This is a genomic window from Methylobacterium thuringiense, assembly GCF_022179645.1.
Taxonomy (GTDB): domain Bacteria; phylum Pseudomonadota; class Alphaproteobacteria; order Rhizobiales; family Beijerinckiaceae; genus Methylobacterium; species Methylobacterium thuringiense.
Window position 1 is genome coordinate 271,002 of sequence record NZ_BPRA01000008.1, and the last position, 21,101, is coordinate 292,102.

Consider the following 21,101-nt stretch of genomic DNA (forward strand, 5'->3'; position numbering starts at 1 on the left):
GCATCAGGCCGGCGGCTCTAGGCCATTGTTATGACGCGCTTTCATACGACCGACCGGCATCCACTCGGTCGGAAAGCGCTTTAGCGCGAAAACTTCTTGTATTTCAGCTTCTTCGGAAGGATCGAATCCGTCCCGAGGCGGCGCTTCTTGTCCTCCTCGTAATCCGAGAAGTTCCCCTCGAACCACTCGACGTGGCTGTCGCCCTCGAAGGCGAGGATGTGGGTCGCGATGCGGTTCAGGAACCAGCGATCGTGGCTGATGATGACGGCGCAGCCGGCGTAATCCTCGAGCGCGTCCTCGAGCGCCCGCAACGTCTCCATGTCGAGATCGTTGGTGGGCTCGTCGAGCAGCAGGACGTTGGCGCCGCCCTTCAGCGTGCGGGCGAGGTGGACGCGGTTGCGCTCACCGCCCGAGAGCGTGCCGACCTTCTTCTGCTGGTCGCCGCCCTTGAAGGCGAAGGCCGCGCAATAAGCGCGCGAATTGATCTCGCGCTTGTTGAAATAGATGATGTCGTTGCCGCCCGAGACCTCCTGCCAGACGGTCGCCGCCGGATCGAGCGCATCGCGCGACTGGTCGACGTAGCCGAGCTTCACCGTGGCGCCGACCGAGATGTCGCCGCCGTCGGGCTTCTCCGCGCCGGTGATCATCTTGAACAGGGTGGTCTTGCCGGCGCCGTTCGGACCGATCACGCCGACGATGCCGCCCGGCGGCAACTTGAACGAGAGATCCTCGATCAGCAGGCGGTCGCCGAAGGCCTTGTTGAGGTGGTCGAACTCGATGACGCTGTTGCCGAGCCGTTCGTCGATCGGAATGACGATCTGCGCCGAGGCGTCGACCTTGTTGTTTTGCTTGGCCACCAGCTCCTCGTAGCGGGTGATGCGGGCCTTCGACTTCGACTGGCGGGCCTTCGGCGAGGCGGCGATCCATTCCTGCTCGCGGTTGATCGAGCGCTGGCGGGCCATGTCCTCGCGACCCTCCTGCTGCAGGCGCTTCTGCTTCTGCACCAGCCAGGCCGAGTAGTTGCCCTCGTAGGGGATGCCCTTGGTGCGATCGAGTTCGAGGATCCAGCTCGTGACGTTGTCGAGGAAGTAGCGATCGTGGGTCACGATCAGGATCGCGCCGGGGTAGTTCTTGAGGTGGCCTTCGAGCCAGTTCACCGTCTCGGCGTCGAGGTGGTTGGTCGGCTCGTCGAGGAGCAGCAGTTCCGGCTCCCAGAGCAGCAGCTTGCACAGGGCGACGCGGCGGCGCTCGCCGCCCGACAGGGTGGCGACGGGCTGCTCGTCGCTCGGGCAGCCGAGGGCTTCCATAGCCTGGTCGACCTTGGATTCGAGCTCCCAGAGGTTGGCCGCCTCGATCTTGTCCTGGAGCTCCGTCATCTCGTCGGCGGTCTCGTCGGAGTAGTTCATCGCGAGTTCGTTGTAGCGGTCGAGCAGCGCCTGCTTCTCGGCCACGCCCTCCATCACGTTCTCGCGGACCGACTTGTCCGGATCGAGATGCGGCTCCTGCGGCAGGTAGCCGACGCGCGCGCCCTGGGCGACGAAGCCCTCGCCGGTCCACTCCGTGTCGATGCCGGCCATGATCTTCAGAAGGGTCGACTTGCCCGAGCCGTTGATGCCCAGCACACCGATCTTGGCGTCCGGATAGAAGGACAGGTTGACGTTATCGAGGACCTTCTTGCCGCCGGTATAGGTCTTGGTCAGACCCTTCATGTGGTAGATGAATTCGCGGGCCATTGGTGGTGTCCTCGTGGTTCCGGCCGGCCGCAGAGCGGCCGTCGCGGGTCGAGATCCGGCGCGGGCTCGCCATCGAGCCGCGTCGCGGGTTTCATCGATCCGCGTTGAGCGATTGGGATATTCCCGCCGACGTAACAGGGCGCCCACGACCCGGCAAGGATGCGGACGGTGTCGGTCGCCTGAGCGGACCGACGCCGCGACGGCCGCCAGGATGTTCAGGCGAAAGGATTCTTGACGGTCGTGGAGGCTCGCGTGGTCTCGGCGACGGCCTGAGGCAGGTCCTCGGCTTCCAGCGCAGTCACGATCGCATCGAGCACGGCCCGCAGAGCCCTCGCACGGTCCAGCCCCGTCCGGTCTCGCGTGAGATCGAGCGAGCCATGCAGCGCGATCCGCGTCGTGCCGTTCTCGAACGACAGGTTTTCGAAGTTCTGGACGCCGGCATCATCGGCGAAGGGTCGGAACTCCGGCTGCGACGTGTCGGGCATCGAACTCTCCTCAAAAGATCGATCGCATCAGGTCGCGCCACACGCGCCGCAGGATCTGGTGCAGCGCGCGCTTCGCCCAGGACCCGAAGCTCTCGTCGGCGCCCGAACGGCCGCCGTCTCGGGACGACGCGAGCGGTTCCGGCAGGCTCATCGCCCGCGCCTTGGCGGCGTCCGGCAGCGCGGGAAACACGTCGATCCCGGCGGTCTCCTTGAGCGTCGCGATCGAGACGGCCCGCCACGCACCCGTCGCGTCGTTTCCGGCGAGATAGGCGGCGGCCTCGCCGCGGGCCGGATCGTAGATGGCTTTGTAGATCTGCATCGGCACCAGGACGCGGCCGTTGATCGCCTCGGCGGCCGGCCCCGAAAAGATCGGGCCGGTGACAACGAACAACTCGCCGCGCCGGATCGCGAGCCGGCGCACGCGCTCTTCGATGCCGGACCAGACGTTGCGGTTCGCCGTGCGGTTCTGCGGAACCATGTTGGCCAGGCTGAAGGATTGGGCCTGCGCCTCGGGCGTCGGCATGTCGGCCGCCGGCGCCATGTGGCCGCGATCGTAGCCGCTTCGGAGGTAGTCGCCCAATTCCGACCGCGTACGAGCGGGGAGGCGGTCCTCCTCGTGGAACGCGTCGGCCCGGTCGACGGTGCGTGCCGCCGCGACGCTGGCGCGCGTCAGCCGCTCGGCCGCATAGAGCGGCGTCCGCGAGCGGCCCGAGAACAGGATCGCGAAGGCGTCGAAACAGAGCGGCGCGGTATCCGCGGCGAGCTTCGGGTCTGCAAGCATCGGCAGCCGCCCGCCGGCGAAATGCCGGGGGCAGGATTCGGACGCTCCGGCGGGCCCGACGGCGAGAGCGAGCGCGGCGAGGAGCGCAGGCGCTCGCCGGCGGGCATCCTGCATCATGATGCCGGTTGTCCTAAAAACAGACCCGCACCTGGCGTGTGCCGGACGGGGTGTAGCGCCAGCGGTATGCACAGGGCCGGCCGAGCGTTCCCTCGAACGGGCGGGCATCACGGTCGGGCGCGCCCGGCGGACGACGGCCGGGACACGCGGTCGGCCGATCACAGAATCGCGAGCGCGCGGCATCGGCCGCATGGACGTCGAACGCGATCAACGCGGGCATGAAGGCGACGAGCGGCAGCATCCGAGCCAGTGCGCGACGCGACCCTGTGTTGCACCGGAGCCCCTCATCTCGGAAAAATGCATGCACAATATTGATCATCGCCGCCCTATTCCGTAATGCCCGGGGCCTTGTAGGCGAGCGGACCGAACTGCCTTAACCTTAAAGGCACGCGGACCGCTCGAAAGCTCTTGATGCCGCGTCCCGCCTCTCGCCGGATCATGGCACCGTAAGGCCGGATCGAGATAGGCTTCTTACGCCAGGATGGCGGCTTTGCCGTCCGGCGGAGTCGGCCAGCGCGCCACGGGCGACGGCCTCGAAGATCCGCCCGTGTGGTGGGAACGCGACGAACAGCAGGTGACGACTTTGGCTCTTGTCGACGTATCGATCCTTGACGACCTCCCGACCCCGGACGCGTTGCGGCGTCTGCCGGAATCGGACCTCCGCGCCGTGGCCGATGCGGTGCGGGCGGAGATGATCGACGCCGTGTCGGTGACGGGGGGTCATCTCGGCTCCGGCCTCGGCGTGGTCGAGCTGACGGTGGCCCTGCACCACGTCTTCGACACGCCCTCCGACCGCATCGTCTGGGATGTCGGCCACCAGGCCTATCCGCACAAGATCCTCACCGGGCGGCGTGATCGCATCCGCACGCTGCGCCAGGGCGGCGGCCTGTCCGGCTTCACAAAGCGCTCGGAGAGCGAGTACGACCCCTTCGGCGCGGCGCATTCCTCGACCTCGATCTCGGCCGCGCTCGGCATGGCGGTGGGGCGCGACCTGCACGAAGCCGATCTGAAGGCGCGCGGCGAAACCCCAAAAAACCGTCGCAACATGATCGCGGTGATCGGCGACGGCTCGATGTCGGCGGGCATGGCCTACGAGGCCATGAACAATGCCGGCGCGCTGCATTCGCGGCTGATCGTGATCCTCAACGACAACGACATGTCGATCGCCCCGCCGGTCGGCGCGATGTCGGCCTACCTCGCGCGGCTGGCCTCGGGCGACACCTACCGCTCGATCCGCGAAACGGCGAAGCAGCTCGGCAAGCTGCTGCCGAAGCGGCTCTACGAGCGCGCGGTGCAGGCCGAGGAATACGCCCGTTCCCTCGTCGTCGGCGGCGGCACGATGTTCGAGGAGATGGGCTTCCACTATGTCGGCCCGGTCGACGGCCACAACCTCGACCACCTGCTGCCGGTGCTGAAGAACGTCCGCGATGCGAGCGAAGGCCCGATTCTGCTCCATGTCGTGACGCAGAAGGGCAAGGGCTACGGCCCGGCCGAGGCGAGCGCGGACCGCTACCACGGCGTGGTGAAGTTCGACGTGATCTCGGGCGTGCAGGCGAAGGCCAAGCCCAACGCCCCGGCCTATACCCGCGTCTTCGGCGAGAGCCTGATCAAGGCGGCCGATGCCGACCCGAAGGTGGTGGCGATCACCGCGGCGATGCCCGGCGGCACCGGCATCGACCTGTTCGGAAAAGCACACCCCGACAGGACCTTCGACGTCGGCATCGCCGAGCAGCATGCGGTGACCTTCGCGGCGGGCTTGGCGACGGAGGGCTACAAGCCGTTCGTGGCGATCTACTCGACCTTCCTGCAGCGGGCCTACGACCAGGTCGTGCACGACGTGGCGATCCAGAACCTGCCCGTGCGCTTCGCCATGGACCGGGCGGGGCTGGTGGGCGCCGACGGCGCGACCCATGCGGGGGCCTTCGACCTCGCCTATCTCTGCTGCCTGCCGAACTTCGTGGTGATGGCGGCGGCCGACGAGGCCGAGTTGGTGCACATGGTGGCGACCTGCCACGCGCACGACACCGGCCCGATCGCGCTGCGCTACCCGCGCGGCGAGGGCGTCGGCGTCGAGCTGCCCGAGCAGGGCGAGCCGCTGGCCATCGGCCGCGGCCGGGTGATCCGGCGTCCCGCGAATGCGCGCGTGGCGCTGCTCTCGCTCGGCACGCGTCTGGCGGAAGCGCTCAAGGCGGCGGAGGAACTCGAGAAGGCCGGCATCGCCGTCACGGTGGCCGACGCGCGCTTCGCCAAGCCGCTGGACGAGGACCTGATCCTCGATCTCGCCGGCACGCACGAGGTGCTGGTGACGATGGAGGAGGGCTCGGTCGGCGGTTTCGGCGCGATGGTGCTGCACCTGCTCTCGGCCAAGGGCGCGCTCGATGCCGGCACGGTGCGGGTCCGCACCCTGACCCTGCCCGACAGCTTCCAGGACCACGACAAGCCCGAGAAGATGTACGCCGAGGCCGGCCTCGATGCCGACGCCATCGTCAAGACCGTCAAGGCCGCCTTGCCGCAGCAGGACAACAAGGCCAGCCGCCTGCGCCTCGCCTGAGCTTGCTGCGTCGCAGTATCGGTGAGACAAGCGCCCGGCGCTTCATGAACGCCCGGGCCGAGTCGGCCCGGGCGTTTTCCTCATTGTCGACGCGAGAGACATGACAGAGCCGACATCAAGCGGCCCATTCGAACCGGGGCCCGTGCTCATCACCGGTGCGAGCGGCTTTCTCGGCGCCGCCCTCGTCGACGTGTTTCGTGCGGCCGGCTTTCGCGTGCGCATCATCGTGCGCGCCTCCTCGCCGCGCACCAACCTAACCTGGACCGACGTCGAGATCGTCGAGGCGGACATGCGCGACCGCGCCGCAGTGACCTCCGCGATGCGTGGCCAGCGCTACCTGATCCACGCCGCCGCCGATTACCGGCTCTGGGCGCCGGACATGGAAGAGATCGTCCGGACCAACCGCGACGGCACGCGCATCCTGATGGAGGAGGCGCTGAAGGCCGGCGTCGAGCGGATCGTCTACACGTCGAGCGTCGCCACCATCAAACCGCATGACGACGGCACGCCCGCCGACGAGACCCGGCCGCTGACACCCGAGACCGCCATCGGCGCCTACAAGCGCAGCAAGGTCGTGGCCGAACGCGTGGTCGAGGAGATGGTGCTTCGCGATGGGCTGCCGGCCGTGATCGTCAACCCCTCGACACCGATCGGCCCGCGCGACGTGAAACCGACACCGACCGGCCGCATCATCCTCGAAGCGGCTCAAGGCAAGATCCCGGCTTTCGTCGATACCGGCCTCAACCTCGCCCATGTCGACGACATCGCCGCCGGCCACCTGCTGGCGCTTCGGAAGGGCCGCATCGGCGAGCGCTACATCCTCGGCGGCCAGGACGTGATGCTGGCGACGATGCTCGCCGACATCGCCAAGATGGTCGGACGCAAGGCGCCGACCACGCGGCTGCCTTACGCGGTCATCTACCCGATCGCCTTCATCTCCGAGCAGATCGCGCGGGTGACGGGCAAGGCGCCGCTCGCCACCATCGACGGCGTGCGCATGTCGAAATACCGGATGTTCTTCTCCGACGCCAAGGCGCGGGCCGAGCTCGGCTACACCTCGCGGCCCTACCGCGAGGGTCTCAGCGACGCTCTGGCTTGGTTCAAGCAGTCGGGAGCCCTGAGATGAGCGCCGGCATACAGACCGCCACCGAGACGCGTTCGGGCAAGGGCCATAAGGACGAGAACTTTCCCGTCGCCTCGCATCTGATCCATCCGCGCTACCGCGGGGCGATCCTGGCTTTCTACGACTTCGTGCGGGCCGGAGACGACATCGCCGACCACACCGACCTGACGCCAGAGCGCAAGATCGCGATGCTCGACGGCCTCGCCGAAGCGCTCACCGGCAAGGGGCCGCCCGACCCGGAGGCCGCGCCGCTGCGGCGCGAACTCGCCGAACATTCCGAGCCGCCGACCCACGCGCTCGAACTCCTCGACGCTTTCCGCATGGATGCGCGCAAGAACCGCTACGCGGATTGGGACGAGTTGATCCACTATTGCCGCTACTCGGCGATGCCGGTGGGCCGCTACGTGCTCGACCTGCACGGCGAGGACCCGGCCCGGGTCTGGGCCGCCTCGGACGCGATCTGCGCGGCGCTCCAGATTCTCAACCACCTCCAGGATTGCGGGAAGGACTTTCGCAACCTCGACCGCGTCTACATCCCGGCGGACACGCTCGCGAAATACGGCGCCGACGTCGCGATGCTCGGCGCGGACAAGGCTTCGCCGGAACTGCTCGGCGTGATCCGCGAACTGGCCCGCTGCACCCTGGTGCTGCTCGAAGAGGGTGCCGTCCTGCCCGACCTGATCGACGATTTACGCCTCAGCCTGGAGATCGCCGCGATCCACCGCCTCGCCGTCGTGCTGACCAAGGGCCTGCTCACGCGTGATCCGCTTTCCGAAAAGGTCCACCACGGCAAGGCCGGCTTCGCCGTGACGGCGCTCGGCGGCATCGCGAAAACGCTGGTGCGCCGGCCATTCCGCGGACGTGCGATCCGCCAAGCCACGGCCGAGGCCGGCCGATGAGCGCCACCGCCATTCCCGCCGCAGCGGAAGCCACTGCGCTGCCGGCCGCCGGCTCGTCGTTCTACACGGCGATGCGGCTGCTGCCGCCCGAGCGCCGCGAGGCGATGTACGCGGTCTACGCCTTCTGCCGCTCGGTCGACGACGTCGCCGACGACGGCGGCGCGCGCGAGGTTCGTGCGGCCGAGCTCGACCGCTGGCGCGCCGACATCGACGCCCTCTACGCAGGAAACCCGGCGCCGCGTGTAGAGCCGCTAGCAGGCCCGGTGAAGCAGTTCGGCCTGAAGCGTCAGGACTTCCAGGACGTCATCGACGGCATGGCGATGGACGCCGTCGAGGACATCGTCGCGCCGAGCGAGCAGAAACTCGACCTGTATTGCGACCGCGTCGCCAGCGCCGTCGGCCGGCTCTCGGTGCGCATCTTCGGCATGCCGGAGGAGGACGGGATCAAGCTCGCCTGGCACCAGGGCAGGGCGCTCCAGCTCACCAACATCCTTCGCGACATCGACGAGGACGCCGAGCGCGGTCGCCTCTACCTGCCGCTGGAGAAATTCCAGGCGGTCGGGTTGAAACATCCGACGCCGCAGAGCGCCCTGACGCATCCGCGCCTCGCCGAAGTCTGCGCCGGCGTCGCGGCGGAGGCGCAAGCGCATTACCGCGCGACCTGGGAGATCATCGGCCGGAATTCGCGCAGCGCGACCAAGGCGGCGCGCCTGATGGCCGGCGCCTATTCGCTATATCTCGACGCGGTCGTGAAGCGTGGCTGGCAGGCTCCACGGGCGCGGGTGAAGCCCGGCAAGCTGTCGCTCATCGGCGTCGCGCTGCGGCACGGGATCGTGTGATGGGGGCAGCCGTCCACGTCGTCGGCGCCGGGCTCGCCGGGCTGTCGGCCGCGGTCTCCCTCGCGGAGGCCGGCCACCGCGTCGTGCTGCACGAGGCGGCGAAGCAGGCCGGCGGGCGCTGCCGCTCGTATTTCGACCCCACCCTCGGCCTGACCATCGACAACGGCAACCACCTGCTGCTGTCGGGCAACCGCTCGGCGCTCGACTTCCTCAAGACGATCGGCGCGCCGGCCGACGCGTTGCAGGGGCCGGACGAGGCCGCCTTCGATTTTGCGGATCTGCGCACGGGCGAGCGCTGGACGCTGCGGCCCAATGCCGGGCGGCTGCCCTGGTGGGTGCTCGATTCCTCGCGCCGCGTGCCGGGAAGCCGGGCACGCGATTATCTCGCGCCGCTGACCCTGATGCTGGCCGCCTCCGGCAAAAAACCGGGCAAGGCCGGCACCATCGGCGAGACGATTCCCTGCGAGGGCCCGCTCTACGAGCGTCTCTGGCAGCCGGTGCTTCTCGCCGCGCTGAATACCGACCCGCGCGAGAGCGATGTCGGCCTCGCCGCGACCATCCTGCGCGAGACGCTCGGCGCCGGGGGCAATGCCTGCCGGCCGCTGGTGGCGGTGGAGGGATTGTCGACGGCCTTCGTCGACCCGGCGATCGCGTATCTCACGCGGCGCGGCGCGGAGATTCGGTTCGGCCGGCGCCTGCGCGGGATCGAGTCTCAGGGTGAGACCATCACCCGCCTCGACTTCACCGACGAGCCGACCGTAATCGGGCCGGACGACGGCGTCGTCCTCGCCGTGCCGCCCTGGGTTGCCTCGGACCTGATGCCCGGCCTGCCGGCGCCGCGGGAATTCCGCTCCATCGTCAACGCGCATTTCGTGGGCGTACCACCCCCCGGCAGCCCGCTGGTGCTCGGCGTCGTCGGCGGCCTGACCGAATGGCTGTTCGCCTATCCCGACCGCTTCTCGGTGACGATCAGCGGCGCCGACCGCCTGCTCGACGTGCCGCGCGACGAACTCGCCCGGCAGATCTGGCGGGAGATCGCGGATCTCCACGGACTTGCACGGGAATTGCCTAGCTGGCAGATCGTGAAGGAGAAGCGGGCGACGTTCGCAGCGACGCCCGCGGAAGCCGCACGTCGCCCGGGAGCATCGACGGCTTACGACAATCTCGTCCTCGCCGGCGACTGGACGGCGACCGGACTGCCCTCGACCATCGAGGGCGCCATCCGGTCGGGAACGAACGCCGCGCATGCGATCATCGGTTCGGGCAAGTCTGCCCGATCCGATGCGTGCGTGCGGACACAGGCACGCGGAGCGGCTTGACGCATGACGGCAGGAACGAGGATCTTCGAGGCGGACACGATGCGAGAGGCTGCTGCACACAAGCCCGACTCCAAGGTCGAGTCGCTGCAGCGCGCGAAGACGCGCGACATCTCCCTCGATTCGGTCGAGCGCGGCATCCATGCCGCCACGCGCGCCCTGTCCGATCTGGTCCAGCCCGACGGCCATATCTGCTTCGAGCTCGAAGCGGACGCGACCATCCCATCCGAATACATTCTGTTCCACCAGTTCCGGGCGACCAACCCGCGTCCCGGTTTGGAACAGAAGATCGGCAACTACCTGCGCCGGACGCAGAGCGGCAAGCACCACGGCTGGTCGCTCGTCCATGATGGTGCCTTCGACATGAGTTGCACGGTCAAGGCGTATTTCGCGCTCAAGATGATCGGCGACGACATCGAGGCCCCGCACATGCGCAAGGCGCGCGCGGCGATCCTCAGCCGCGGCGGCGCGCGCAACGCCAACGTCTTCACCCGCTTCATGCTCGCGCTCTACGGCGAGGTGCCGTGGCGCGCCGTGCCGGCCATGCCAGTCGAGGTGATGCACCTGCCGACGTGGTTCCCGTTCCACCTCGACAAGGTCTCGTACTGGGCGCGCTGCACCATGGTGCCGCTCTTCGTGCTGCAGGCGAAGAAGCCGCTGGCGAAGAATCCGCGCGGCATTCGCATCCAAGAGCTGTTCACGACCCCGCCCGACTCGGTGCGCTCCTGGCCCGGCAGCCCACACGCCACCTGGCCGTGGACCCCGATCTTCGGCGGCATCGACCGGGTACTGCAGAAGACGGAACGCTATTTCCCGAAGACCCCGCGCAGGCGCGCCATCGACAAGGCCGTGGCCTGGGTCAGCGAGCGGCTGAACGGCGAAGACGGCCTCGGCGCGATCTTCCCGGCCATGGTCAACTCCGTGCTGATGTACGACGTGCTCGGCTATGCCACCGACCACCCGCAGGTGCGGATCGCCTGCGAGGCGATCGAGAAGCTCGTCGCCGAGAAGGAGCACGAAGCCTACGTGCAGCCCTGCCTGTCGCCGGTCTGGGACACGGCGCTCTCGGCGCATGCCCTGCTCGAGGCGGGCGGCGGCCAGGCCGAGGGTGCGGCGCGCGACGGCCTCGACTGGCTGACCCCGCTTCAGGTGCTCGACATCAAGGGCGACTGGGCCGCGACCAAGCCCGACGTGCGCCCCGGCGGCTGGGCCTTCCAGTACGCCAACCCGCACTATCCCGATCTCGACGACACCGCCGTCGTGGTGATGGCGATGGACCGGGCCATGCGCCAGCACGGCCTCGTCTCCGACATGCCGGACTATTCGACCCCGATCGCCCGCGCGCGCGAATGGGTCGAGGGCCTGCAGAGCGCCGACGGCGGCTGGGCGGCCTTCGACGCCGACAACAACCACCATTACCTCAACCACATCCCGTTCTCGGATCACGGCGCGCTGCTCGACCCGCCGACCGCGGACGTGACAGCCCGCGTCGTCTCGATGCTGTCGCAGCTCGGCGAAACCCTCGAGTCGAGCCGGGCGCTCGACCGCGGCGTGACCTACCTGCTCAACGACCAGGAGACGGACGGCAGCTGGTACGGCCGCTGGGGCATGAACTTCATCTACGGCACCTGGTCGGTGCTGTGCGCGCTCAACGCCGCCGGCGTCGAAGGCAGCCATCCGCAGATCCGCAGGTCGGTGGAGTGGCTGATCCGCATCCAGAACCCGGATGGCGGCTGGGGCGAGGACGCCTCGTCCTACAAGGTCGACCCGGAATTCGAGGCGGGCTATTCCACCGCCTCGCAGACGGCCTGGGCGCTGCTCGCGCTGATGGCGGCCGGCGAGGTCGACGATCCGGCGGTCGCCCGCGGCGTCAACTTCCTGACGCGCACGCAGGGGTTGGACGGCTTCTGGTCCGAGGAGCGCTACACGGCGACCGGGTTCCCGCGGGTGTTCTACCTGCGCTACCACGGCTACCCGAAGTTCTTCCCGCTCTGGGCGATGGCGCGCTTCCGCAACCTCAAGCTCGGCAACAGCCGGCAGGTCGCCTACGGGATGTGATCCGAACGCTTCCGAACGAAAACGGCCCCGATCTCGCGATCGGGGCCGTTTTCGTTTGAAATGCCGGCAGGGCCGGTCAGCTTCCGCGGCGCGCCATCAGCTGTTCGATCAGCGTGCTGCCGGTTTCCAACGCCGCCAACTCTTCGGTGATCGCGGCGACGGTCTCCTTGATCTGGTCGGTGGTGTGTTCCGAGGTGATGAAGAAGCGTAGACGCGAGGCGCGCTCCGGCACGGCCGGGTGGATGATCGGCTGGACGTTGATGCCGCGGGCATAGAGCCGGTTCGACAGCGTGACCGCCTTGAGCGAATCGCCGACGATCACCGGGATCACCGCGAGACCGAGGCTGGTCCCGACGTTGAGGCCGTTCTTCTTCGCGATCGCGAGAAAAAGGTTGCCGTTGCGGCGGAGGCGTTCGACGCGCTCGGGCTCGGCGAGCATCACCGTCAGGGCCGCATCGGCAGCCGCGGCCAGGGGCGGAGAGAGGCCGACGCTGTAGACGAAACCGCCCGCGGTGCATTTGAGATACTCGATCAGCACCGATGGGCCGGCGATGTAGCCGCCGCAGGCCGAGAGCGTCTTCGAGAGCGTACCCATCCAGATATCGACGTCGGAGACGTCGACGCCGCAATGCTCGTGCAGGCCCGCACCGCTGCGGCCGAGCACGCCGAGCCCGTGGGCGTCGTCGACCATCAGCCAGCAATCGTAGCGGCGCTTCAGCTCGACGAAGGCGGCGAGGTCAGGTGCATCGCCGTCCATGCTGTAGAGCCCCTCGACCACGATCAGCGCGCGCCGATGCTCGTGCCGGGTCGCCTCCAGCAGCTTCTCCAGCGAGGCGGCGTCGTTGTGGGCGAAAGAACGGCGCTGCGCCCCGGAGAGCTGCGCTCCGGTGACCACGCTGTTGTGGATCAGCGCGTCGTGGAAGATCACGTCGGCCGGCTCCAGGATCGCGCCGATCGCCGTGACGTTGGTGGCGTGCCCGCTCACCATCACTACGCAGGCCTCAGTGCCGTAATGCGCTGCGAGCGCCTTTTCGAGTTTGAGATGGCCCGGCCGCTCGCCCGCCACGATCCGGCTCGCCGAAGCGGAGGTCCCGAACGCGTCGATTGCCTTTCGGGCAGCGCCGCTGACGGCGGGATGCCCGTTCAGGCCGAGATAATCGTAGGACGAGAAGTTGGTGAAGGTCCGGCCTTCCATCCGCGTCGTCGCGCCGGCCTTGGCGTCGTGGACGCGGAAGAACGGGTTGGCGAGACCGATCAGGTCGGCCGCGGAGCGCTGCAGCTTCAGTTCACGGTAGCCGGCCAGCTTCTCGAAATCCTGGGCGGTTTCCTTGTCGGCGCCCGCGTTTCCCGCCGGCGCGGGGGCGGGACGGCTGGCGCTGCGTCCGAGGCGGTTGGTGACGAAACCCGCAAGCGCGGCGCGGCCGTCGTCCGGCTTCGCAGACTGGGTCATTGCAGGATCTCTTTGATGTCCAGGGTGTTCTGCTCGACGAGGTCCTGGAACGGCACCAGCATCTTCGCGTCGATGTCGCCGAGATGCTTCTGGGCGAGAACCAGGGACGCACCCGCACTCTCGTCGACCGGTGTCGCGACCGCCTGGATCAGGGTGTCGGCGAGTTCGTTCACCGTTAGGCCCGACGAGATGCCGGCCGGCGGCGCATCGAGGGCGAAGCGCTCCTGCAGGCTGGCGCCGAGCTCGACGCCCATGAGCGAATCGAGACCGATCTCCGAGAGCTGCCGGGTCCGGCTGATGTCGTCCTTGGGCAGCCGCAGGATGCGGGCAATGTCCTCGACGATGGCGTCGGCGACGACCTTTCGCACCGCGTCGATGTCGGCGCCCTTGAGAAGCGCCGCGATGTTGATGGCGGCGACCGTACCGGGCTCGGCCTGCTGGTCGGAGCCGAGATCGCCGTAGCTCGGCGAACGCATGGTCGCGAGGCGCTCGCGCGCCTTGCCCCAATGCATCGAGGCGATGGCAACGACCCCCTCGTCCGAGGCGGGCCCCTGAGCGGCCAGCGCCTCGGCCATCAGGTCGAGGCTGTGGCGCGCGTCCATCGGCGTCACGCCGACACGACCGGCCAGCGTCTCCATCACCGCACGGTTGCGGGCGAGCACGCCGACATCGCCGATCGCGCCCCAGGCAACCGCCAGACCGGGCAGCCCGAGGCGACGGCGCTGGCGGGCGAGGCCCTCCATGAACCCGTTGGCGGCGACGTAGGCACCCTGTCCGGGATTGCCGATGAAGGTGGTGGCCGAGGAGAACAGCACGAAATAATCGAGCTGGCGGTTGCGGGTGGCGGCATCGAGCGCCTGCGCGCCGATGACCTTCGGCCGGATCACCGCCTCCAGAGCCTCGGGCTCGAGATTCGCGATCAGGCCGTCCTGCAGCACCATGGCGCCGTGGATGACGCCAGCGAGTTTCTTGCCCGTCTTCTCGACGTCAGCGATCAGCGCATCGACCGCCTTGCGGCTGGTGATGTCGCAGGACTTCACCTCGACGGCGACGCCCTTGGCTTCGAGTTCGGCGATCGCCGTCAGGCCTTCTTCGCTCGGCTTGGCAGAGCGTCCGACCAGCAGCAGCCGCTTTGCGCCGCGGTCGGCCAGCCAGCGGGCCGCCTCGATGCCGAAGCCGCCGAGACCGCCGGTGATCAGGTGCACGCCGTGGCTCGACACCGCGAAGGGCGCCTTGCGCTCGCGCGGCACGCTGCCGGCCTTCGGCGGTGTGATGACGATCTTTCCGACATGCCCGGATTGCTGCATCAGCCGGAAGGCGTCCGACACCTCGTCCGCGGTGAAGGGCTGGTAGGGCAGGGGCTTCAGGCCGCCGTCGGCGAACAGCGCGATCACCTCGCGGAACATCCGCGCGCCGTCCTCGCCCTGATGCTGCAGCACCTGATCGAGATCGACGCCGAAATACGACAGGTTCCGCCGGAACGGCCGCAGGCCGATATGGGTGTTGGCGACATAGTCGCGCTTGCCCAGCTCGACGAAGCGGCCGAACGGCTTCAGCACGTTCAGGGAGCGCTCCATCATCTCGCCGAAAAGCGAGTTGAGCACCACGTCGACGCCGTCGCCTGTGATGCGGCGGACGTCGTCGACGAAGGCGAGGGAGCGGGAATCGAGCACGTGCTCGGCACCCAGCGCCTCGACCAGCGCCCGTTTTTCGCGAGAACCCGCGGTGGCGATGACGCGGGCGCCCTTCCAGCGGGCGACCTGGAGTGCCGCGAGGCCGACGCCGCCGGCGCCGCCATGGATCAGCACCCACTCGCCCTTGCGCAACCGCGCGCAGCTGACGAGGCTGTAATAGGCCGTGAGGAAGGCGACCGGTACGGTCGCGGCGGCGGACGGATCCATGCCCGAGGGCATCGGCGCGGCGACCGCCTCCGGCACCACGACATGGGTGGCGAAGCCCGATTGGGCGAAGGCGACGACGGGATCGCCCACGTTGAAGTCGGTGACGCCCGGTCCCCGCGAAACTACGCGGCCGGCGACTTCGAGGCCGAGGCGCGGGCCGGCGAAGCCGTCTTCCAGGATTTCCTCCGGGAGCATCGAGAGCGCCCAGAGCACATCGCGGAAGTTGAGGCCGGTGGCCTCGACCGCGATCTCGATCTCGCCGGGTCCGGCCTTGGCCCGCTCGGCCGGTCCCCAGGCCATCTCGTTGAGGCCACCGGCATTGCTGCGCTCCAGCCGCGCGGCCGGGGCCGCCTCGGCATCGGTGCCGATGCGGCGGGCCGCGAGGCCCGGATGGAAGCGCACGACGCTGGTGCGCTCGTCGTCGAGGACGATCTCGGTCTCAGGCGTGCCGGAGAGGATCAGGTCGCGCAGGCGCTCGGCCGAGCGCTTCGACGACATGGCGGGCGAGAGGTCGACGCGACGCACGTCGAGCGTCGCGGTCTCGTTGGCGAGTGACCGGCTGAAGGCCCAGAGACCGGCCTCGATCGCGCCGATATGGCCGCCGCGGTCGCGGGTCGCGCCGGGGGCGACCACCCAAAGGCGGGTCTGGCGGCTGCCGAGATGCTCGGCGCAGCGCTTCAGGCTGAGGCAGCGGTCACGCAGGCGCTCGGCCGCCTCGCCGCCATGGGTGAAGGCGCCGGCCAGGAACACCACGGTGTCCGGGCTCTCGCGCTCCAGTTCCAGCAGCGACTGCTCGGAATCGAGGATGATCGAGACATGGACTCCGGCAGCCACCAGCAGGGTCGCCAGCGAGGAGGCCGTCTCGGCGGCGAACGCGTCCTCGGAGCCGATGACGAAAGCGAAGCTCTGGCCGTGGGCCGCCCGCTGGCGCACCGGCGCCTCGGCGACCAGCAGCAGGTCGTTGCCGTTGGCCGACGCCGCACGGTCGGCCGTGACACGCACGAGCCCGGCGGCGCTGAGCACACGCTGCCAGCCGGCGACGTCCTCCAGCCGGCTATGCGGCATTTCGGCGGTCCCCGCGAACCAGCCGGCATCGAGCCCGAAGACCATGTCGCGAAACAGGGCGTTGGTGGGCTCGACGGCGACGAGGACGCCGCCGGTGGCGAGGGCGCTCGCCAATGCATCGAGCAGGGCGCGGTCGGCGCGATGCAACGCGTCGCTCGCCAGGATCATGTCGAAGGAGGCCGGAGCGAGATCCTCCACCAGTTCGACCACCGTGACCCGGCGCGGTAGGGCGAGCCGGGCACGCTCGGCCAGCCGTCGGTCCGCATCGAAGACGGTGATCTGGGCCTGAACCGAGCCGGCGAAGGCGGCGGCCTTGCTCGACAGCGGGCCGAAGCCGACCTGGAGGATCCGCAGGGCCCGGTCCTGGGGCAGGGACTTGCGGGTCGCGGCAACGATCCGGGCGACGACGTCGGCCGAAGCACGCGCCGTGGCGCTGCGCATGACGAAGGCGTCGAGCGCCGCCTGCGGCAGGCTCGGTGCGCTCGCCAGCGTGCCGTCGAGGAGACGCGCGACGAGGGCCGTCACGTCGGCGATCAGAACCAACTCGGCGGAGAGTTCGGGATGGTCCGCCGCGATCCAACGCATGATTTCTTCGGGACGCGGCAGGGTCACGTCGCCCCGCACCTTCCAGACCCGGCCGTCATGCGTGGCGAGCCCGCTGCTCTCCAGGGCGTAAAGGGCATTGAGCGCCCAAGGGCGCAGGCCTTCGGGCAGCTTCGTCAGCTCGACCCGGCCGCCACGCGAGAGCCCGTTCGCGAGGCGGTAGGCCACCGCCGTTGCCCAGCCTTCGAGGAGGAGGTGACCCGGTCCAAGCGGCTCCTCGTCCGACAGAATGGCCTTGGCAGCGCCCGGCCTGACGGTCTCGGCGATGTTCGGCTGGCGCTCCAGCGGGATCGCGGTGGGCTCGGTGGCGAGTTCGGTGGTCTGCGCGATGGCGTAGGCCGACAGCTCGCTGCCGCCCTTGACGCGTAGCGCCTGGAAGCGGCCCTCGCGGATCGTCGCGATGATCTCTCCGTCGGCGTCCGTAAGGGTAAAATCGGCCAGGATGCTGCGCTCGTTGCAACGGCGCACGCGAATCATCGCGCGGTGGATCACCGCGCCCGGACGGTTCAGCCGGATCTCGCCGAAGCGGACCGGCACGTAGGCCTTGGTCGAATCCGCGCCGAGCAATTCGGCGAAGAGCAGGATCAGACCATGGAAGCAGGAATCGAGGCGCGCGGGCGAGAGGCCGTAGCGCGCATCCGCCTCGGCCGGTTTCAGCTCGGAAACGATCGTGGTGTCGTCGATGCGGGCCGCCAGCGCGACTTGCCGGAAGCTCGGGCCGAAGCCGAGGCCGGAGGCAGCCGCACGGCGATAGAGATCCTCCCCCGCCACCGCATGGCCGGCCGGCATCTCGATGTCGAGCCGTCCCGCGGGCGCATAGGTCCCGTCGACGATCTTGGCCGAGACGTGGAGCTGCCACGGCGCCTGCGTCAGGCGCGGGCGGCTCAGGATCTGGACGATGTTACCGCTGCCGGCGATCCGCACCGAGACTTCACGCAGCGCGTCGTCGGCGAACACCATCGGCGCCTGGATTTCCAGGTCGGCGAGCACCACGCTCTCGGAGCGATGCGTTTCACGAGCGATCTGCAGCGCCATCTCGACGAAGGCCGCGCCGGGCAGGATGACCTGATCCTCGATGCGGTGGTCGTCGAGTTCGGGCACCATCTTGGCATCGAGGGCGGCACGCCATTCGAGGCCGTCCGCCGCGAGGCGGACGCCGACGAGCGGATGATAATGGCTCGACGTCATCGGGCCGAAGCCCTCGATCGTCTCCGGCAGGCGGAAGCTGCGGCGCTGCCAGGGATAGGACGGCAGCGAGACGGCGCCGGCCGGATTGGCACCAAAGACCTTGGTCTCGTCGACCGCTGCCCCCGCGACGAGGGCTGCGGCAAGCGCCTTGGCGATCGGATCGCCGCCCGCTTGCTTGCGGTGCATCACGCCGACGGTGGCGATCTCGATGCCGAGCGGCTCGATGGCGTCGCCGGCATGCGAGAGCAGGGTCGCGCGCGGACCGACCTCGACGAAGACGCGCGCGCCCCGGCGCGCAGCCTCCTGGAGGGCGTCGCAGAACTGCACCGGCTCGCGGATGTTGCGCCACCAGTAGCCGGCACCATAGGCCGAGCCTGGCTCGATGCCGCCGGTGACGGTGGAGATCATCGTCGTATGGCCGGCCGAGGCTTCGAGGCCCGCGAGGTCGCGCAGCAGCGGCTTCTCGGTCGGGTCCATGAGCCGGCCGTGGAAGGGGTAGTCGAGGTCGAGCTTGCGGCCGCGCCGGCGCTTGCGCGCAAGTGCCTTCATCGCCGCCTCGATCGTCTCGACCGGCCCGGCGACGGTGATGGCCTTCGGGCTGTTGTAGGCGGCGATGTCGAGGGTCGGGTAATCCGCGAGGAACGCCTCCATCTCCTCGACGGGGCCGAGCAGCACGGCCATCGAGCCGAGGCCGCGGGTCGTCTCCTGGTGGTGGCTGCGGTGGAAGATCACCTTCACCGCCTGATCCAGGCTGAGGATGCCGGCGGCGTGGGCCGCGCCGATCTCGCCGACGCTGTGGCCAAGCACGTAGGAAGGCGCGAGGCCCTGCGCCTTGAGCGCTGCCGTGGACGCCGCCTGGATCGCGAAGATCAGAGGCTGCGAGATCCGCGTGAGACCGAGCCGCTCCTCGATATCCTCGGCGAACATCGCCTCCTTCAGCGACCAGCCGGCAAGCGGCGTGAACAGGGCGTCGACCCGGTCGAAGGTCTCTGCGAAGACCCGGTTCTCATCGTAGGCCTCACGGCCCATGCCGCCCCATTGGCTGCCGTTGCCGGAATAGACGAAGGCCGTCTCGGCCGAACGCTCGGCGGCCATGCCGACGAGGGCGGCATCCGTATCCTCGCCCTCGGCGACGGCCCGTAGCGCCTGGACGGCGTCGGCCTTGGCGTTGAGCGGCACGGCGAGACGCGCCGGGAGGCGCTCGCGGCGATGGGCGGCGGCGGCGGCGATGCGGCCGGCCTCGGACGGATCGGCGGTTTCCAGCCGGTCGGCATAGTCGAGGGCGAGTTCGTTGAGCGCTGCCCGGCTCTGGGCCGAGAGCAGCAGCACCTCCGGCTTATGAGCCCCGGCGGCCGGCGCAGCGGCGGGCGCGGGGTCGGTGAGGACGACGTGGGCGTTGGTGCCGCCGAACCCGAAGGAATTCACGCCGGCGAAGCGCTCCGCCTTGCCGCGCACCAGTTTGAGCGGAGCCCGGTTGACCGAGAGGTTCAGCGCCTCGAACGGAATCTCCGGGTTGAGTTCGGCCGCGTGCAGCGAAGGCGGCATCAGATCGTGTTCGAGGGCGAGACTTGCCTTGAGGAGGCCGGCGAGGCCGGAGACCGGCTCGGTATGGCCGATATTGGTCTTGATCGAGCCGATCGGAAGCGGGCTCTTGCGACCCTTCCCGAGCTTCGACCCGATCGCGTTGGCCTCGATCGGGTCGCCCACCGGCGTGCCGGTCCCGTGCGCTTCGACGAAGGCGATGGAATCGAGTGCGATCCCGGCATCGCGATAGACCTGTTCCAGCAGCGCGCCCTGGGCCGTGCTCGACGGCAGCGAGATGCCGGAGGTGCGGCCGTCCGAATTCACGCCGCTCGCGGCGATGACGCCGCGCACGAGGCTGCCGTCACGCGCCGCCGCCTTGGCGGTCTGCAACACCAGCACGACGCCGCCCTCGGCACGCACGTAGCCGTCGGCATTGGCCGAGAAGGCCTGGCAGAGCCCGGTGCGCGAGAGCATCCCGGCATTCGAGAACGAGACGAAATTGAACGGGCTAGCCAGCACGTTCACGCCGGCCACGATCGCGGTATCGACCTGCCCGCTGTTCAAGGCGACGATCGCGGTATCGAGGGCGACGAGCGACGATGAGCAGGCGGTGTCGAGGGTGAAGCTCGGACCCTTCAGGTCGTAGATGTAGGAGATGCGGTTCGAGAGGATCGACAGGACGTTCCCGGTCGCCGCGTAGGCATCGCCCGACGAGGTATCGAGGATGCGCAGGTTGCCGTAGTCGAGCGACGACGCGCCGACGAACACGCCGATCTGGCTGCCGGCCACGCCGGAGGGGCGCAGGCCCGCATCCTCCAGAGCTTCCCAGGTGAGTTCGAGCAGGATCCGCTGCTGCGGGTCCATCTGCTCGGCCTCGCGCGGCGAGACGCCGAACACGCCGGGGTCGAACGACCAGACGTCGTCGACGACGCCCGCGGCCCAGGTGTAGCTCTTGCCCCGCTCCTGCGCCCGCGGATGGCCGAAGCGCTCGAGCGGCCAGCGGTCCGCCGGGATCGTGGAGACGGCACAGCGGCCCTCGCTGAGAAGCTGCCAGAGGCCGTCGACGCTCGAAGCGCCGGGCAGGCGGCAGGCACGACCGATGATCGCGATGTCAGTTCGCTTGGTCACGTTCGATTCGCACACGCTCGTGAAGGGGTACGCCAGGCGGAGGGATGGAAGCCTGTTCGTCGGCGTTCCATCGACCCTTAGTATGGCATCGATGTGGTCGTCACTGCAGGCAGCGGCGGAAGGCAGGCCTCGGGTAGCGATTACCCCGCCGTGTGGCCGTCACTCATCAGATTAGGATTTGCAAACGATCCAATCGCACCGCATTCGATCTCACGACCGTCAGTATTGCCGCAGAACGCCATAAACAATTGCGGCAATTCGAAGATGATGCAAACATAGGCGATCGATGTAAATCGGACCCTGGGCCGTCCCGCGCCGCCGGAGGGGTGCCGCGCGGCCT

Annotated in this window: 12 protein-coding genes; 6 read left to right on the forward strand and 6 right to left on the reverse strand. The window is 68.9% G+C overall.

What is annotated here, in order from left to right:
- Positions 1 to 80: 80 nt before the first annotated feature.
- From ettA to MFF07_RS10185, 4 genes are all read right to left on the reverse strand, one after another.
- Positions 81 to 1,733 (reverse strand): energy-dependent translational throttle protein EttA, encoded by a 1,653-nt coding sequence (gene ettA / locus MFF07_RS10170; protein ID WP_147819362.1) that lies wholly within the window; start codon positions 1,731 to 1,733, stop codon positions 81 to 83.
- A gap of 215 nt (positions 1,734 to 1,948) precedes the next feature.
- On the reverse strand, positions 1,949 to 2,218 hold the full coding sequence (locus tag MFF07_RS10175) for a hypothetical protein (RefSeq protein ID WP_238231764.1): 270 nt from the start codon (positions 2,216 to 2,218) through the stop codon (positions 1,949 to 1,951).
- A gap of 10 nt (positions 2,219 to 2,228) precedes the next feature.
- The gene (locus MFF07_RS10180; protein WP_238231766.1) at positions 2,229 to 3,116 is read right to left on the reverse strand and encodes a DNA/RNA non-specific endonuclease; all 888 of its coding nucleotides are present in this window, start codon (positions 3,114 to 3,116) and stop codon (positions 2,229 to 2,231) included.
- A 13-nt stretch (positions 3,117 to 3,129) separates the two neighbouring features.
- On the reverse strand, positions 3,130 to 3,357 hold the full coding sequence (locus MFF07_RS10185; RefSeq protein WP_238231768.1) for a hypothetical protein: 228 nt from the start codon (positions 3,355 to 3,357) through the stop codon (positions 3,130 to 3,132).
- A gap of 342 nt (positions 3,358 to 3,699) precedes the next feature.
- On the opposite strand from MFF07_RS10185, the gene dxs reads away from it, so the two are divergent.
- The 6 genes from dxs to shc all read left to right on the forward strand — a co-directional run bounded on the left by dxs (position 3,700) and on the right by shc (position 11,902).
- Complete coding sequence (dxs, locus tag MFF07_RS10190; RefSeq protein ID WP_238231839.1) at positions 3,700 to 5,667, forward strand: 1-deoxy-D-xylulose-5-phosphate synthase; 1,968 nt, start codon at positions 3,700 to 3,702, stop codon at positions 5,665 to 5,667.
- A 100-nt stretch (positions 5,668 to 5,767) separates the two neighbouring features.
- Positions 5,768 to 6,793, forward strand: a complete 1,026-nt coding sequence (gene hpnA / locus MFF07_RS10195; RefSeq protein ID WP_238231770.1) for a hopanoid-associated sugar epimerase — start codon at positions 5,768 to 5,770, stop codon at positions 6,791 to 6,793.
- Positions 6,790 to 7,689, forward strand: a complete 900-nt coding sequence (gene hpnC / locus MFF07_RS10200; protein WP_238231772.1) for a squalene synthase HpnC — start codon at positions 6,790 to 6,792, stop codon at positions 7,687 to 7,689. The genes hpnA and hpnC overlap by 4 nt, the downstream gene beginning before the upstream one ends.
- Positions 7,686 to 8,528, forward strand: a complete 843-nt coding sequence (hpnD, locus tag MFF07_RS10205; RefSeq protein WP_238231775.1) for a presqualene diphosphate synthase HpnD — start codon at positions 7,686 to 7,688, stop codon at positions 8,526 to 8,528. The genes hpnC and hpnD overlap by 4 nt, the downstream gene beginning before the upstream one ends.
- Positions 8,528 to 9,847, forward strand: a complete 1,320-nt coding sequence (gene hpnE / locus MFF07_RS10210; protein ID WP_238231777.1) for a hydroxysqualene dehydroxylase HpnE — start codon at positions 8,528 to 8,530, stop codon at positions 9,845 to 9,847. Before hpnD ends, hpnE begins: the two co-directional genes overlap by 1 nt.
- Before the next feature lie 39 nt (positions 9,848 to 9,886).
- Positions 9,887 to 11,902, forward strand: a complete 2,016-nt coding sequence (shc, locus tag MFF07_RS10215) for a squalene--hopene cyclase (protein ID WP_238231840.1) — start codon at positions 9,887 to 9,889, stop codon at positions 11,900 to 11,902.
- 76 nt (positions 11,903 to 11,978) lie between these two features.
- On the opposite strand, the gene MFF07_RS10220 is transcribed toward shc, so the two are convergent.
- Both MFF07_RS10220 and MFF07_RS10225 read right to left on the reverse strand, forming a co-directional pair.
- Entirely contained in the window at positions 11,979 to 13,352 is a 1,374-nt protein-coding gene (locus tag MFF07_RS10220) for an aminotransferase class I/II-fold pyridoxal phosphate-dependent enzyme (protein WP_238231778.1), read from the reverse strand.
- Positions 13,349 to 20,761: a type I polyketide synthase gene (locus MFF07_RS10225; protein WP_238231781.1), complete on the reverse strand. Its 7,413-nt coding sequence runs from the start codon at positions 20,759 to 20,761 to the stop codon at positions 13,349 to 13,351. Before MFF07_RS10225 ends, MFF07_RS10220 begins: the two co-directional genes overlap by 4 nt.
- Positions 20,762 to 21,101: the final 340 nt, after the last annotated feature.